14 protein-coding genes are annotated in these 14284 nt (G+C 62.3%); 3 read left to right on the top strand and 11 right to left on the bottom strand.

Annotated elements, in window-relative coordinates; all coding sequences use genetic code 11:
• Window positions 1-94 precede the first annotated feature (94 nt).
• Window positions 95-1048 (top strand): LysR substrate-binding domain-containing protein, encoded by a 954-nt coding sequence (locus tag PR017_RS01685; RefSeq protein WP_111217523.1) that lies wholly within the window; start codon window positions 95-97, stop codon window positions 1046-1048.
• An 83-nt stretch (window positions 1049-1131) separates the two neighbouring features.
• Here the strand turns inward: PR017_RS01685 and katA are convergent, their stop codons facing one another.
• On the bottom strand, window positions 1132-2616 hold the full coding sequence (gene katA, locus PR017_RS01680; protein WP_111217521.1) for a catalase KatA: 1485 nt from the start codon (window positions 2614-2616) through the stop codon (window positions 1132-1134).
• Between the two features lie 121 nt (window positions 2617-2737).
• On the opposite strand from katA, the gene PR017_RS01675 reads away from it, so the two are divergent.
• A complete protein-coding gene (locus tag PR017_RS01675) occupies window positions 2738-3637 on the top strand; it encodes a hydrogen peroxide-inducible genes activator (protein ID WP_111217519.1) in 900 nt (299 codons plus the stop codon).
• Here PR017_RS01675 and PR017_RS01670 read toward each other — a convergent pair whose 3' ends face one another.
• The 4 genes from PR017_RS01670 to PR017_RS01655 all read right to left on the bottom strand — a co-directional run bounded on the left by PR017_RS01670 (window position 3638) and on the right by PR017_RS01655 (window position 7467).
• A complete protein-coding gene (locus PR017_RS01670; RefSeq protein WP_111217517.1) occupies window positions 3638-4054 on the bottom strand; it encodes an MAPEG family protein in 417 nt (138 codons plus the stop codon). It abuts the gene before it with no gap.
• Window positions 4055-4254: 200 nt separating this feature from the next.
• Complete coding sequence (locus tag PR017_RS01665; protein ID WP_240538885.1) at window positions 4255-4764, bottom strand: hypothetical protein; 510 nt, start codon at window positions 4762-4764, stop codon at window positions 4255-4257.
• 60 nt (window positions 4765-4824) lie between these two features.
• The gene (gene guaB / locus PR017_RS01660) at window positions 4825-6330 is read right to left on the bottom strand and encodes an IMP dehydrogenase (RefSeq protein WP_111217515.1); all 1506 of its coding nucleotides are present in this window, start codon (window positions 6328-6330) and stop codon (window positions 4825-4827) included.
• Between the two features lie 264 nt (window positions 6331-6594).
• On the bottom strand, window positions 6595-7467 hold the full coding sequence (locus tag PR017_RS01655; protein WP_111217513.1) for an MBL fold metallo-hydrolase: 873 nt from the start codon (window positions 7465-7467) through the stop codon (window positions 6595-6597).
• A 286-nt stretch (window positions 7468-7753) separates the two neighbouring features.
• On the opposite strand from PR017_RS01655, the gene PR017_RS01650 reads away from it, so the two are divergent.
• Window positions 7754-9181: a DHA2 family efflux MFS transporter permease subunit gene (locus PR017_RS01650; protein WP_111217511.1), complete on the top strand. Its 1428-nt coding sequence runs from the start codon at window positions 7754-7756 to the stop codon at window positions 9179-9181.
• Window positions 9182-9196: 15 nt separating this feature from the next.
• Here the strand turns inward: PR017_RS01650 and PR017_RS01645 are convergent, their stop codons facing one another.
• The 6 genes from PR017_RS01645 to PR017_RS01620 form a co-directional block, all read right to left on the bottom strand.
• Window positions 9197-9580, bottom strand: coding sequence for a VOC family protein (locus PR017_RS01645; protein WP_111217509.1), 384 nt, complete (start codon window positions 9578-9580; stop codon window positions 9197-9199).
• Window positions 9581-9645: 65 nt separating this feature from the next.
• Window positions 9646-10365 (bottom strand): RlmE family RNA methyltransferase, encoded by a 720-nt coding sequence (locus PR017_RS01640; RefSeq protein ID WP_111217507.1) that lies wholly within the window; start codon window positions 10363-10365, stop codon window positions 9646-9648.
• A 13-nt stretch (window positions 10366-10378) separates the two neighbouring features.
• On the bottom strand, window positions 10379-11935 hold the full coding sequence (locus tag PR017_RS01635; protein ID WP_111217505.1) for a Ppx/GppA phosphatase family protein: 1557 nt from the start codon (window positions 11933-11935) through the stop codon (window positions 10379-10381).
• 145 nt (window positions 11936-12080) lie between these two features.
• Complete coding sequence (locus PR017_RS01630; RefSeq protein ID WP_111217503.1) at window positions 12081-12881, bottom strand: anti-sigma factor family protein; 801 nt, start codon at window positions 12879-12881, stop codon at window positions 12081-12083.
• Complete coding sequence (locus tag PR017_RS01625) at window positions 12878-13531, bottom strand: RNA polymerase sigma factor (protein WP_111217501.1); 654 nt, start codon at window positions 13529-13531, stop codon at window positions 12878-12880. Before PR017_RS01625 ends, PR017_RS01630 begins: the two co-directional genes overlap by 4 nt.
• Window positions 13532-13593: 62 nt before the next feature.
• Window positions 13594-14130, bottom strand: a complete 537-nt coding sequence (locus PR017_RS01620; protein ID WP_111217499.1) for a tetratricopeptide repeat protein — start codon at window positions 14128-14130, stop codon at window positions 13594-13596.
• Window positions 14131-14284 lie beyond the last annotated feature (154 nt).

Raw genomic sequence — 14284 nt, 5'->3', positions numbered from 1 at the left:
GATGCAATTTGCAGTTGGAAGATGCCAAATGGCTATTGATCAGTCCAACGAATGTTTCTAATGCTTGTCATCAACTCTTTTCATAGGTGAGACGATGGCAGCGCCGCTCGATATCGACCAGTTGCAGACCTTTATCGCCATCGTCGACACCGGCAGTTTCACCAAGGCGGCCGATCGCATCTTCAAGACCCAGTCTGCAGTCTCCATGCAGATGCGCCGGCTCGAGGAGCGGGTCGGCAAGCAACTGTTCATAAAGGACGGTCGCGGCAACCGGCTGACGGCCGAGGGCGAAAAGCTGCTCGACTACGCCCGGCGCATCATCCGCCTCAACAACGAGGCAATTGCGGCTTTCGACGACAACAGGCTGGAAGGCACGCTGCGCATCGGCACGCCCGACGATTACGCCGATCGCTATATGCCGGAGATCATCGGCCGCTTTGCCAAGACCCATCCGAATGTCGAGCTTTACATCGTCTGCGAACCGTCGGTCGACCTTGCCGAGAAGATGGCGCGTGGCGAACTCGACATCGCGCTCGTCACCCACAATCCGCGCGAACGCGTGTCCGACGTCGTCAGGACCGAGCCGCTCTGCTGGGTGAGTTCAGCCAACCATCCGCTGCGCGACGATGCACCGGTGCCGCTGGCGCTGGGCAGGCGGGATTGCCCGTGGCGGCAGGTCAGCTGTTCGTCGCTCGATGCTGTCGGCCGCGAATATCAGGTGCTGTTCACCAGCTGGTCGTGCACCGTCATCGCGTCTGCAGTGCTGGCGGGCCTTGCGGTCTCGGTGATGCCGGAATCGGCACTGCGCAACGGCATGAAGGTTCTCAGCCACGCGGATGGCTTTCCAGCCCTGCCGCCGGTGCAGATCGGTATCATGAAGCGGCCTGGCGTCTCCGCATCGCTGATGAATGCCATCACAGCCCATATCTCGGCCTGCCTGGACAACATCACGCCGGCAGCAACCGGCGAAGAGAGCGAAGCCGACAGCAAGGGCCTCAACCGCTACCTGCCGCGCTCCAAGGCCGCCCTGGTGCTTCCGAGCTGGTAATCGCCCATCAGGCAGGGTCTGCCTGAAACAGAAATCGGGGCCGAAGCCCCGATTTCCAATATCTGTTCTCGCAACGAAAAATTTTACTCTGCGGCAGCGCTGATCGTATCGGCTTCGTAGCCGTGCGCGTTCTTCAGGGCGATACGGACACCGGCTTCGTATTCCGGATGCACTAGCTTGAAATGGGCCAGCTGACGCTCGACGATCTCGCCGGGGACACCGCCCATGGCTGCGGCAATGTTCGAGAACAGCCGGCCCTTCTGCGCCGTGTCGAAAAGGTTGAACAGGTCGCGGACCTGGCCATAGTCGTCGTTGCCCTCGCGGTGGTTGAAGCGTGCCATTTCGCCATCGATCCGCAAAGGCGGCTCCTGGGCGGACGGCAGCTCGACCGGACCATTGAACGAGTTCGGCTCGTAGTAGGCGTCCGGATGACCGGTCCGGATGCCACCGAATGTGTTCATCTGGCCATCGCGGTGATAGTGATGAACCGGCGCCTTGGGCTGGTTGACGGGGATATGCTCGTAGTGCGTGCCGAGACGATGGCGGTGGGCATCGGCATAAGCAAAAACACGGGCCTGCAGCATCTTGTCCGGCGAGAAGCCGATACCGGGCACGATGTTCGACGGCGAGAACGCGGCGTTCTCGATCTCGGCGAAGTAGTTTTCCGGATTGCGGTTCAGTTCGATCACGCCGATTTCGATCGGCGGATATTCCGAGTGCGGCCAGACTTTCGTCAGGTCGAACGGGTTGTAGGACGTCTTCTCAGCATCCATTTCCGGCATGATCTGCACCTGGACGGTCCAGCGCGGGTAATTGCCATCCTCGATGGAGCCGTAAAGTGCCTCCTGATAGCTTTCGCGCGTCTTGCCGATGACCTGCTCGGCTTCCTCGTTAGTGTAGAACTTGTGGCCGTGCTGGGTCTTGAAGTGGAATTTCACCCAGTAGCGTTCGCCGGCATCGTTCCAGAAGGAATAGGTGTGCGAACCGTAGCCGTTCATGTGCAGCGGCGATACAGGACAGCCACGGTCCGACATCAGGATCGTCACCTGGTGCAGGCTTTCGGGCGACAACGACCAGAAATCCCACATGGCAGTGGCTGAGCGCATGTTCGTCTTCGGGTGGCGCTTCTGGGTGTGGATGAAGTCAGGGAACTTGTAGGGATCGCGCACGAAGAACACCGGCGTGTTGTTGCCGACCATGTCCCAGTTGCCCTCGGATGTGTAGAACTTCAGCGCAAAACCGCGCACGTCGCGCTCGGCATCGGCAGCACCTTGCTCGCCGGCAACGGTCGAGAAGCGTGCCAGCATCGGCGTTTCGGTGCCCGGCTGCAGTGCTGCGGCCCTGGTGTACTTGGAAATGTCGCCAGTGATTTTCAGGGTGCCATGCGCGCCCCAGCCCTTGGCATGCACGGCGCGTTCCGGGATGCGTTCACGGTTCTGGTGGGCGAGCTTTTCGAGCAGCTGGTAGTCCTGCAGCATCACACCACCGCGAGGCCCGGCGGTTAGCGTGTTCTGGTTGTTGGGAACCGGCGCGCCAGCCGTTGTTGTTAGAATTGGGCGATCGACCATGATTATCCTCCTGGCTCAGATGCGTTTCGAACCCTCCTGCAGGTTCGGTCGCCCGTTGTCCCATTGACTTTCGATAATTTCCAATCTTATTAAATGTTATTTTCGATCAGGAAATCCTATCATGCTGACGCTGCGCCAGATGCGCTATTTCGAAGCCCTTGCCACCACCCGACATTTCGGCCGGGCCGCCGATCTCGTCCACATCAGCCAGCCGGCACTCTCCGCGCAGATCATGGAGATGGAGAATTATCTCGGCGCCAAGCTGGTGGAACGCACGCGTGGCGGCACTATCCTGACCCGCAAGGGCGAGGAGGTGCTGGCCCATGTCCACACCATATTGCATGAGGTCGACCGGCTGGAGCGGTCGGTCCGGCGGGAGGGCGGCGTGCTCGACGGGCTGATCCGCATCGGCATCATCCCGACCGTCGCGCCTTACCTGGTGCCGCAGTTCGTGCCCTACCTGCGCCGGGCCTATCCGAACGTCGAGATCGAACTGAAGGAGGCGGTGACCAGCCGGCTGCTGGCGGATCTCGGCGAAGGGAGGCTGGATGCAGTCATTGCGGCGCTGCCGCTCGAGGGCGAAGGCATTCGCACCCGGTCGCTTTTCACCGACCGGTTCTTCATGGCGATGGCCGAGAACGGCGATGATGTGCTGATGTCGCCGCTCACCGAAAACGAAGTGGATGTCGACCGCCTGCTGCTGCTGGAAGAGGGCCATTGTCTTCGAGACCAGGCGCTCTCCGTCTGTGGCGCCGGCAAGCGCAGCCTTGTCAATTTCGGGGCGACGTCGATGACGACGCTGCTGCAGATGGTGTCGCACGACATGGGAATGACGCTGATCCCCGAAATGGCCGTGGCCACCGAGACCGGCCGCACCAGTATCCGTATCGTCCCGTTCGCGGAGCCTCAGCCGTCACGCGAGATCGGGCTGGCGTGGCGGCGCAACAACCAGAGCGACATCGACATGCAGGCGCTGGCAGACGCCGTCATTGCGGCAAGCCCAGCGCCGGTGGCAGGCTGATCAGGAAAAGGCGAGCCAGACTGCCAGCCACACCCAGAGGCCGACGAGCGCCAGGAAGCTCAAGGCAAACAGGGGGCCGCGATAACGCAGGTTGTTGCTGGTGACATGCACATAGGCGTGGCCATAGCGCATTGCCACGAAAAACCAGGCAAGGGCGACTGCCGGAAGATTGTCGGCTTGGGTCATGAACAGGACGACGGAGACGACGTAGAACAGTACCGGCAATTCGAACTGGTTGGCGATGGCATTGCGCACCACCAGGCTTTCGGCCGGCTCGTCGCGATTTTCTCGGAATTGCTCCATCTTAGCCCTGCCGCTCTTCATGGCAGCAGAGCGGCGCAGGCTCAGCAGGCCGTAGAGGATAAACACCAGAACGGTCTGTGCAACCAAGGGCCAAAACATTTCGTAGCCGGTCATGCAGCAACTCCAGGGACTGCGGGAACATGATGCTGCTCTAGTCGAAAAAACGGGCGCCTGCCAGCGCCTGCAGCGGGTATCCGAAGATCTCCAGGCGGATACCTCGTGACAGATTGGACGCTGCCAAAGCGTGCACTGCAGTTTGTCACGCGGTGGTCGCGGGCCCCACCGGTAAAGGCGCGAGCCCAGCAGCTGGCCTATCAATCCAGTTCGGGCTGGCGACTGAGGACGGCAAAGCGAATGAGCAGGATGATGGCCACCACCAGCGTCAGGAATTTGAGTCGCCCGAGCACAGGCATGACAACGGCGGCAAATGCCAGTGATTGCTCCGAAGGCAGAGCTGGCGGGAAGACCAGTATTGCGAGGATCGTCTCGCCGCAGGCGACCAGCCCGTAGAGGATGGGCAGGGAGAACAGCAATGTGACGCCGGCCGGTGGGATCGGCCTGCCGAAAAAGATGCCGCCCGGTTTCACCAGCTTCAGCAGCAGGAAAAGCAGAGCGGTTGACGCCACGGCAAAGACAAGTGCCGGCCCTGTATCCAGTCCATGCTGGATGGCCGCCGCATCGGGATGGCTGCGGAGAAATTGCAGCATGTCGAGGACGTCGCCACTCTCATAGCCCTGTACGCGGAGCGACAACGGATTGCGACCCGCAGCAGCAGCCCGGAATGGCAGCACGAAAACCATATAGATCCAGGCTGCCAGCGCCATGCAAAGCGCCGCCAGGCCCGAGATCCACCGTTTCAGAGGCCCGCCGTCCGGCTGCATCAATCAGAGACCGCCGCCAGGATAGTTTGGGCTTTCGCGGGTGATCGTCACGTCGTGGGTGTGGCTTTCGCGCAGGCCAGCGCCGGAGATGCGCACGAAGGTCGCCTTCTGCTGGAAATCCGCGATGTCCTTGCCGCCGACGTAGCCCATGGCCGCCTTCAGGCCGCCGCCGAGCTGGTGAAGGACGCCCGAGACCGGCCCCTTGTAGGGCACCTGGCCCTCGATGCCCTCGGGCACCAGCTTCAGGGTGTCGCGAACCTCCGCCTGGAAGTAGCGGTCTGCCGAGCCACGCGCCATGGCGCCGACGGAGCCCATGCCGCGATAGGCCTTGAAGGAGCGACCCTGGTAAAGATAGACCTCGCCGGGGCTTTCGTCCGTGCCGGCCAGCAGCGAGCCGATCATCACGGCTGACGCACCGGAGGCGATGGCCTTGGCAAGGTCGCCAGAGAACTTGATGCCGCCGTCGGCGATGATCGGGATGTTCTGTGCCTGTGCTGCCTCGACTGCCGACATGATGGCGGCCAGCTGTGGCACGCCGACGCCGGCGACGATGCGGGTGGTGCAGATCGAGCCCGGGCCAATCCCGACCTTGACGGCGTCGGCGCCGGCATCGATCAGGGCACGCGTACCGTCATAGGTGGCGACGTTGCCGGCCATGACGCGAACCGAGTTTGACAGCCGCTTGACGCGGGTGACGGCATCGAGGACGCGCTGCGAATGGCCATGGGCGGTATCGACGACGAGCAGGTCGACGCCGGCCTCGATCAGGCGTTCGGCACGCTCGAAACCGTCGTCGCCGACGTTGATGGCAGCCGCGGCGCGCAGGCGGCCCTGGCTGTCCTTGGAGGCATTCGGGTTGAGCTGCGACTTCTCGATGTCCTTGACGGTAATCAGACCGACGCAGCGGCCTTCGGCATCCACCACCAGCAGCTTTTCGATGCGGTGCGAGTGGAGAAGACGCTTGGCCTCCTGCTGATCGACGTTCTCCTTGACCGTGATGAGGTTTTCACGGGTCATCAGCTCATATATTTTCTGGTTCGGATCGGAGGCGAAGCGGACGTCGCGGTTAGTGAGGATGCCGACCAGGCGGCCCGGCTTCTGGGTATCGCTGCCGGGGCTCTCGACGACCGGGATCCCGGAAATGTGGTAGTGCTTCATCAGGCCAAGCGCATCGGCGAGCGTGGCATCGGGGCCGATGGTCACCGGATTGACGACCATGCCGCTTTCGAACTTCTTCACCTGGCGGACCTGCTCGGCCTGGGCGACGGGGGTCAGGTTCCGGTGGATGACGCCGATGCCGCCGGCCTGTGCCATGGCGATGGCTAGGCGACCCTCTGTGACGGTGTCCATCGCCGCCGAGATGATCGGCAGGTTCAGTTCGATATCCTGGGCGATGCGGGTCGAAACATTGGTCTCGCCGGGCATCACTTCGGAATGTCCGGGCTGCAGAAGCACGTCGTCAAAGGTCAGGGCTTCGAGCCCAGTTGCTGTTTCAATGATGCGGGCCATGCCAATTCCTCGTCTTTAAGAAAATGCGGAGCACCCCCGGAATGATTATCCGCCCCGGCGGTGATGCAAGAATTGATTAAGAAGTTGGCGAGGGCTGGTACCACGTCCGCGGACCGATGGAAATAGCAAAACGCAGTCGCGCGGTTGCAACGCAGCTATGCAAGAGACGGCGAGAGGCCGCAACGACCGGAGCCGATGGGCACCGGTCGGAGTTTTCTGGAGAGCGCGTTTGCGAGTATTGGGGCCGTGCCCTATCCGCAGCCGTCAGAAGTCGAATTGATAGCTTTTCGGCACGAAGCGGAAGCCGGTATCGATTTTCTCGACGAAACCGACCGCAGGGAACGGCATGTGGTAACCGAGAAACGGGATCCGGTCCTTGGCGATCAGGTCGAAGATACGCCGGCGGGTCTGGGCGGCCTGCACCTTGTCCAGATCGAAACGAACCTCCCAGTCCGGCTGCTGCAGCGACAGGACGTAGTGGTTGGCGGTATCGGCCGTCAGCACGATCTGCTCGCCCTCGGACTCGACGTGGAAGACCATGTGGCCGGGCGTATGGCCGGGTGCCAGCATGGCGGTCATGCCCGGTACAACGGTATCGCCGTCGTTGACGAAGGTGATCTTCTCCGCCAGCGGCACGACGTTGGCGAGCACGCTTTTCTGGTTGCCTTCAGCGGGAGTTCCCTGCCGGGCCTCATCGGTCCAGAAGTCATATTCGATGCGACCGGCTGTGTAGCTGGCATTGGCGAAGGCCGGCTTTCCGTCTTCCATCAAGCCTGCGATGTGGTCACCGTGCAGGTGGGTGAGCAGGACGCGGGTGATGCTCTCGGGCGCATAGCCGGCCGCCTTCATGCCAGCCGCCAGGCGACCGCCGCCCTTTTCGCGCATCGCCGCGCCAAAGCCGGTATCGACCAGGATCACGTCCGTGCCGCTGTCGATGATGACCGGCGAATAGCTGTTGACGAAGCGGTCGGTCGGCAGAAAGTTGTCTGCCAGTAGTGCCTGCACCGTCTCGGGCCTCTGATTGACGCCGAAAGTTTCCCAGGGTCTATCCAGAATGCTGACGCCGTCCTTGATGACCGTGAATTTCAGCGCACCCAGTTTGAACTGGTTGATTTCCGGCAACGATAAAACAGTCATACAGTCTTGCTCCTACAGTGCGGCAATGCCGCCAACAATGCGCGCGAAGTTTCCGACCAAAGGTCGAATGCATACTCGCGCGGCTCGGTGCGATTAGCATTTTCATGCTGATGGCACATGTCAAAACTAGACAAGCAGCGGGGTTAGCAAGCGATTTCACGAAGACGTGAACCGGATGGCGACAGCAGGCTTATTAGGGGATTGGCAGAGCAAGTCCGGAGGAATAGAGAGCGGCTACCGCCGAGGCGGCATCTCCACGACGGCATCCCATGCAAGGCACCAGCCTATGAATCGCATCGTCCCGCTCATCCTCGCTATCGCACTTTTCATGGAACAGATGGACTCGACGGTGATCGCCACAGCGCTGCCGGCGATTGCAGCGGATCTGCATGTCGGGCCGATCACGCTGAAGCTTGCACTGACCTCCTACATGGTGGCGCTCGCGGTGTTCATTCCGATCAGCGGCTGGATGGCAGACCGTTTCGGCGCCAAGCGGATTTTCCGCATTGCCATCTGCGTCTTCGTCGTCGGATCGATCTTTTGCGCCGCATCGGGCAGCCTGCTGGAGTTCGTCGGCTCGCGCTTCCTGCAGGGCGTCGGCGGCTCAATGATGACGCCGATCGGACGACTGGTTCTGGTGCGCACCACCAAGCGCAGCGATCTGGTCTCGGCGATGGCGCTGCTCAGCATACCGGCGCTTGTGGGACCGCTGGCCGGCCCGCCGCTCGGTGGCTTCATCACCACCTATTTCTCCTGGCACTGGATCTTCCTGATCAATGTGCCGGTCGGGATCGTCGGCGTTATCCTCGCGACCATATTCCTGCCGGAAGTCGAGGCCATAGCGCCGCCGAAGCTGGATATCACCGGCTTCCTGCTGACCTCATTTGCTGCTGCCGGCATCGTTTTTGGCATGTCCGTCATCAGCCTGCCGGCCCTGCCCTCCTATGTCGGCATCTCGGCAGTGGTCATCGGCTTTGTCTGCGGATTTCTCTATGTCGGCCACGCCCGCAATCATCCGTCGCCGATCCTCAACCTGAAACTGCTGCGGAAGCCGACCTTCCGCGCGTCGGTCACGGGCGGCATTCTCTTTCGCATCTGCATCGGCGCCATGCCGTTCCTGCTGCCGCTGATGCTGCAACTGGGATTCGGGCTGAACCCGTTCCAATCGGGGCTGATCACCTTTGCCGGCGCAATCGGGGCGATCAGCACCAAGTTCATCGCCAAGCGCGTCTTTGCCGCCTTCGGCTTCCGGACCGCATTGCTGACGGCCGCCGGCGTTACGACCATGACCACGGTTGCCATCGGCTTCTTCGAGCCAACGACGTCTCACCTCGTGATCATCGGCGTGCTGCTTCTCGGCGGCTTTTCGCGGTCGTTCTTCTTTACGGGGATCAATGCGCTGGCCTTTGCCGATGTCGATGACCGGGAGGCAAGCCAGGCGACGTCGATGAGCTCGGTAATGCAGCAGGTCAGTCTGGCGCTCGGCGTTGCCGTGGCCGCCGCGATCCTGGAAACGACGACCTTCTTCAGCGGCACCGGCCTGCAGGTCGCCGATTTCCATATCGCTTTCTTCACGCTCTCGGTGCTCACCGTTATCGCGACGCTGCCGTTCCTGCGGCTCGACCGCAACGCCGGTGCCCTGCTCTCTGGCCACGCGGCAGTACCCAGCAAGGCAGAGGTTCTGGCCGTGCCGCAGACGCCCGCCGCAGAGTGACGCGTCAGCCCTCGATCAGGACGGTTGCTCGCAGACTGCGCTGAGCTTGTTGCCATCGGGATCGCGGACGTAGGCGGCGTAGAAGTTGGCGTGATAGGAGCGCAGGCCGGGGGCACCCTCGTCGCTGCCGCCATGGGCCAGCGCCTGCGCATGGAAGGCATCTACGGCGGCGCGGCTTTCCGCATCCAGCGCCACCATCGAGCCATTGCCGATGCTGGCCGCGCGCCGGTTAAAGGGCATCACCACCCACAGGCGACAACGGCTGTCGCCATCGGCAGCATAGCCGATCTCTTCCTCCGAATCCCGCTGGCGCCTGTAGCCGAGGCCCGCCAGAACGGCATCGTAGAAATCGCCGGCGCGATGGATATCGTTGGTTCCGATGGTGACGTAAAGCAGCATCCGCAAAGATTAGCCAGAGAGACTGGCTATTCATAGCCATGCTTTGAATAATTTGGAAACTAGGCTTAACTCGCCTCTTCTTCGATATCCGCCTTGCGACCTTTGAAGCCCTTGGCAAGCAGGAACATCTCGACAGATTCCTGCCTCGACGACGCCGGCTTGACGTGTACGACCTGCTTGAAATTCTGCTTGAGCAGTGTCAGCAGGTCACGTTCGGCACCGCCCTGGAAGGTCTTTGCCAGGAAATGGCCACCTTCAGCCAGCACCTCGATGGCGAAATAGGCAGCGACTTCGCAGAGATGCATGGTGCGTAGATGGTCGGTGCGATGATGGCCGGTGGTCGGGGCGGCCATGTCGGAGAGAACGATATCCGGCTGCCCACCGACGGCCTCGATCAGGAGGCGCGGTGCGTGTTCGTCGAGGAAGTCGAGCTGCAGGATCTTGACGCCCGGCAGCTGCGTCATCTCGAGGAAGTCGATTGCGGCGACGCGGATGTCCTCGTCGGTCGAGCCGGTCACCTTGGCAGCAATCTGCGACCAGCTGCCGGGGGCCGCACCGAGGTCGATGATGCGCTGGGCACCCTTGAGAATGTGATGCTTCTCGTCGATCTCCAGCAGCTTGAAGGCGGCACGGGCGCGATAGCCCTCGAGCTGCGCACGCTGCACGTAGGGATCGTTGATATGACGATGCAGCCACTGGCGCGACGAGGCTTTCATCTTCTTCTTGGTGACGCGCTGGCCGAGCTTGCGGCCGGTGCGGTTGGCACCTACGGGTGGTTTGGTCATCAATACGACCCCTTCAATTGTTCGGACGATAGCCGCGGCGCGAGCGACCGCGCCGCCAGACCCCGTCATCTGCCATCATGTCGGTGAGCAGGCCTTCACGCAATCCACGATCGGCGACGCGCATGCGCGGGCTCGGCCAACGGCGGCGAATCGCCTCGAGAATGGCGCAGCCGGCCAGAACCAGATCGGCGCGATCGGGCCCGATGCAGGGATTGGCAGCGCGACCTGCGAAATCCCAGGAAAGCAGCTTTGCCTGCATTGCCGTCACCTCGTCGTCGGACAGCCAGACGCCGTCCACCTTGCGGCGGTCGTAGCGTGGCAGATCGAGATGGACGCCGGCAAGCGTCGTCACCGTTCCGGAGGTGCCGATCAGGTGGAAATCCTTGCTGTCGCGCATGGCAAGCGGCGACGGCGGGCAATCGAACTTGTCGAGCATACCCTCGACCTCGTTGATCATCGCCTCGAAGACGACAGGGCTGACATCGCGGCCCCCGTGACGCTCGGACAGGGTGACGACGCCGACCGGCAGCGATGTCCAGTGGGTGATGTGGTTGGCAAGGCGGCTGGAGCGGTGATCGTCGATGCGAATGACGGCAATCTCGGACGAGCCACCGCCGATGTCGAACAGCACCACGGAGCGCGCTTCCGGACCGACCAGCGAGGAGCAGCCGGAGACGGCAAGACGTGCTTCGGTCTCCCGGTCGATGATCTCGAGTTCGAGGCCCGTTTCCTCGAGAACGCGCGCGAGGAACAGCTCGCCATTTTCGGCGGCGCGGCAGGCTTCGGTGGCGATCAGGCGCATCCGGCGGATATCGCGCGCCTTCAATTTCGCGGCACAGATGCGCAGCGCTTCCACGGCGCGGTCCATGGCATCTGTCGAAAGCCGCCCGCTGGCACCGAGGCCCTCGCCGAGCCTGACGATGCGCGAGAATGCATCGATGACGCGGAACTGCCCGGGACGCGTCGGCTGGGCGATCAGCAGCCGGCAATTGTTGGTGCCGAGATCCAGCGCCGCATAGAGATCGACCGGTTGCTGGTGATGATGATCGATGCTGTCGGCGGCGGGCTTCGGATCGGCGTGGGTCTGCGGCTGATGCCGGCCATGCACATGGTGTTGCGCCGCATTGCGGGCATTTGGGGCGCCGTGGGCTGGGGGGACCACATGCGCCGGCTTTTCCTGCGCGAGGGGACGCCCCTGAAGACCGCGCTTGCCACGATGCTTGCGTCGATTTGCGCCGTTTTTGGGAGCCTGGGCCAGCGATGGCCGTTCGGCATGTGCCTGAACGACGGGCACGAGCTGGATCGACCCATCAGCCACCGCGACGGTCGCGCGCTCGCCGCCATTGGCACGACGACGACGCTTCCGCTTTCCATGCGGCTGGGTACTTTTGTTATCCTTGGGGCGCACGGCGGGATCAGCGGCGCTGATCGGGCCTGGTTCAGCAGGGGAGGCTATTTCGCGCGGAGGTCCGCCACGCTTTCGCCTCGCGCGCCGGGAAGGTTTTTTCCCACGCTCTGCTACCGACGCCCCGCCTGTTTGCGGCTTTGAGCCGCTGTCGGGGTCTTCCACGTGTGTCTTCCATCGCACCGCGCAAGGCCGTAACGGCATGCAGCTGGCACTCATTTGATTTTCGTTGGTGCAAGGATACCAGCATGCGCGGCTTTCGCCAAATTCTTTTTGAATACAGTGCCGGTTGAGCCAACATGCTACCGTCTCATGCGGAAAGTCTGGCCCGCACCTGCTCGGCCGCGGTCTTCATACGGTCGGGTGCAGCGTGGCCTATCAGCATGAAGGCGTGCCCTCTGGCAGACCAGTAAACGACATTCATGCCGTGACGGCGCTCCGTTTCGGGCCCTGCGGCAGCGGCTGCGGATTTGACGATACACAGCGCCATCGGGCCGTCCTCCGGGTCGAGGTAGGCGATCTGCGCCAGCGGTTCGCCGTCGTATTGAAGCACTAGCGCGCGCCTGAAATCGGCACCGGGCAGAGCGATGGCCTCGGGGCTGAGGGAAAGGCCTATCTTCGATCCGACCCGGTCGAGTTCCGCCAGTTGCTCCGCCCTGTCGCCGGCGGGCGCACTCAGCGTATCCGGGCTGTAGAGCGCGACATAGTCGGCGACGACAGCGCGCCATTCGGCGCCCTCACCCGGCTGTCTCAAGCGACGATCGACGCCGATCACGGCGCGGTCGATGGCAATACCGGCAATGAGGCAGGCGGCAGCGGCGAAGAAACCGCGCCGGCCTAGACCTGTGGAAAAGCTATGACTGGCTTTTACCGGTGGAATGGATGCAAGCATAGCCTCCAGCCGGTCGCCCGGCGCTGCTTCCAGAAGCGGCTCGAAGGCAGCTGCGTAGGGAAGATCGGCGCGGCTGAGCTGGTCGAAGCGCTCGGCAACCGAAGGATCGGCGCCAATCAGCGCCTCCACCCTTGCAACCTCGTCGGCGCCGAGTTCACCATCGATGAAGGCAGTCAGCAATTCGTCGGAGAGACCATGATTTCTGTCGCGGGTGCTCATCGCCGTTCCTCGTTCGATCGTCTCTCGCCGTCCGATGGCGCCATGTTCTCCGCCAGTTTCGCCCTTGCGGCTGCCAGCCGGCTCATCACCGTGCCAATGGGTACGTCGAGGACAGTGGCCACCTCGCGGTAGGAAAGGCCTTCCACATAGGCCAGAAAGACAGCAGTCCGCTGGGCCTCCGGCAGGTCCTGAACCTTGCGCATGACCTGTACGGCCATGAGATGCGTTTCCGTCTGCGCGGCGCCGTCGAACACCAGGATTTCGTCAGCCTCGACGAAGCCCTGGCCCATCCGCACCCGCCGCGAACGCACCTCGTTCAGCCAGATCGAATGCAGGATCGCGAACAGCCAGCGATCCAGCCTTGTACCGGGATCGTATTGCCCGGCCCGCTCCAGGGCGCGCACGCACGTTGCCTGGACGAGATCGTCGGCGACATCGCGCTGCCTGGAGAGCACGATGGCATAGCGCCAGAGGCGCTTCAGATGCTGTGAGAGGCCGGCTCTGATGTCGTCTTCGCTGGCTATGGCATCCTCCGCAGGCAAGGTTATGCTGCGAGCCGCCGGTTTGGCCGGCGACTGCGCTGTTGTCCGACTATAGGCCGGAACCGTTACCCGACCATAGGGCGGAAATGTTAAAGGAGCGACTGACAAGCGGATGCCCTTTCACAGACGCCGTTGATCGTGACCGGCCTGGCGATGCCGGGAGGGGGAGATCAGATCTTGGCCGGATGCTCGATGGCCTCATGGAGGTCCTGATACTCTTCGCAGCCGGTGCCGCAGATCGACTGGATGGTGGCCAGCTGATCCTTGGCGAGATCGACCTGCCCCTTGATGACGTAGGCCTCGCCCAGATATTCGCGGACCTTGGCGTATTTCGGATCGAGCTTGACCGACTGCAGATAATAGGAAATGCCCTCGTCGGTGCGGCCGAGCTTGCGGGTCGCATAGCCGCGATAGTTCAGCACCTCGGCGTTTTTCTGGTCCTTCACGGTATCCAGCATGGCCAGCGCTTCCTCGTAACGACCTTCCTTGGCCAGCGCATAGGCATAGTCGGCGCGATCTTCATCGCTGATATTGGCACCGGACTGCTTGATGCACTTCTTTTCCTTCTTGTCGTAGACCTCGCCTTTCTTGCAGGTCGGCGGCGCGCTCTCGCTATCGCCGGCGGCAAAGACAGGCACTGTCAGGGTACCGAGGGTCAGGCAGGCACCGAGAGCAATGGTGGCGAAGCGAATTGCAGTGTTCGTCATGGGAAGGTCTCCTTGGCTGAATGGAACGTTGCGGCAGGAGAACACCCGAGCGAGGTGGATTATTCGGTGGCCGAGCAACTATTTTCATCCATCACTCGTTTGCCTGCTTTCACGACCAAGTGATCGCCCCACATCGAATATTCGAGCTTACCAG

Source organism: Rhizobium tumorigenes, assembly GCF_003240565.2.
Taxonomy (GTDB): Bacteria; Pseudomonadota; Alphaproteobacteria; order Rhizobiales; family Rhizobiaceae; genus Rhizobium; species Rhizobium tumorigenes.
This window is presented reverse-complemented; position numbering and strand designations above follow the sequence as displayed.

What these genes read in the sequence shown, in the direction of transcription:
- PR017_RS01620 (WP_111217499.1), bottom strand. Translation starts at nt 14,130, where the DNA reads ATGACGAACACTGCAATTCGCTTCGCCACCATTGCTCTCGGTGCCTGC.
- PR017_RS01630 (WP_111217503.1), bottom strand. Translation starts at nt 12,881, where the DNA reads ATGAGCACCCGCGACAGAAATCATGGTCTCTCCGACGAATTGCTGACT.
- PR017_RS01670 (WP_111217517.1), bottom strand. Translation starts at nt 4,054, where the DNA reads ATGACCGGCTACGAAATGTTTTGGCCCTTGGTTGCACAGACCGTTCTG.
- PR017_RS01675 (WP_111217519.1), top strand. Translation starts at nt 2,738, where the DNA reads ATGCTGACGCTGCGCCAGATGCGCTATTTCGAAGCCCTTGCCACCACC.
- guaB (WP_111217515.1), bottom strand. Translation starts at nt 6,330, where the DNA reads ATGGCCCGCATCATTGAAACAGCAACTGGGCTCGAAGCCCTGACCTTT.
- PR017_RS01665 (WP_240538885.1), bottom strand. Translation starts at nt 4,764, where the DNA reads ATGGCGCTGGCAGCCTGGATCTATATGGTTTTCGTGCTGCCATTCCGG.
- PR017_RS01655 (WP_111217513.1), bottom strand. Translation starts at nt 7,467, where the DNA reads ATGACTGTTTTATCGTTGCCGGAAATCAACCAGTTCAAACTGGGTGCG.
- PR017_RS01650 (WP_111217511.1), top strand. Translation starts at nt 7,754, where the DNA reads ATGAATCGCATCGTCCCGCTCATCCTCGCTATCGCACTTTTCATGGAA.
- katA (WP_111217521.1), bottom strand. Translation starts at nt 2,616, where the DNA reads ATGGTCGATCGCCCAATTCTAACAACAACGGCTGGCGCGCCGGTTCCC.
- PR017_RS01685 (WP_111217523.1), top strand. Translation starts at nt 95, where the DNA reads ATGGCAGCGCCGCTCGATATCGACCAGTTGCAGACCTTTATCGCCATC.
- PR017_RS01640 (WP_111217507.1), bottom strand. Translation starts at nt 10,365, where the DNA reads ATGACCAAACCACCCGTAGGTGCCAACCGCACCGGCCGCAAGCTCGGC.
- PR017_RS01645 (WP_111217509.1), bottom strand. Translation starts at nt 9,580, where the DNA reads ATGCTGCTTTACGTCACCATCGGAACCAACGATATCCATCGCGCCGGC.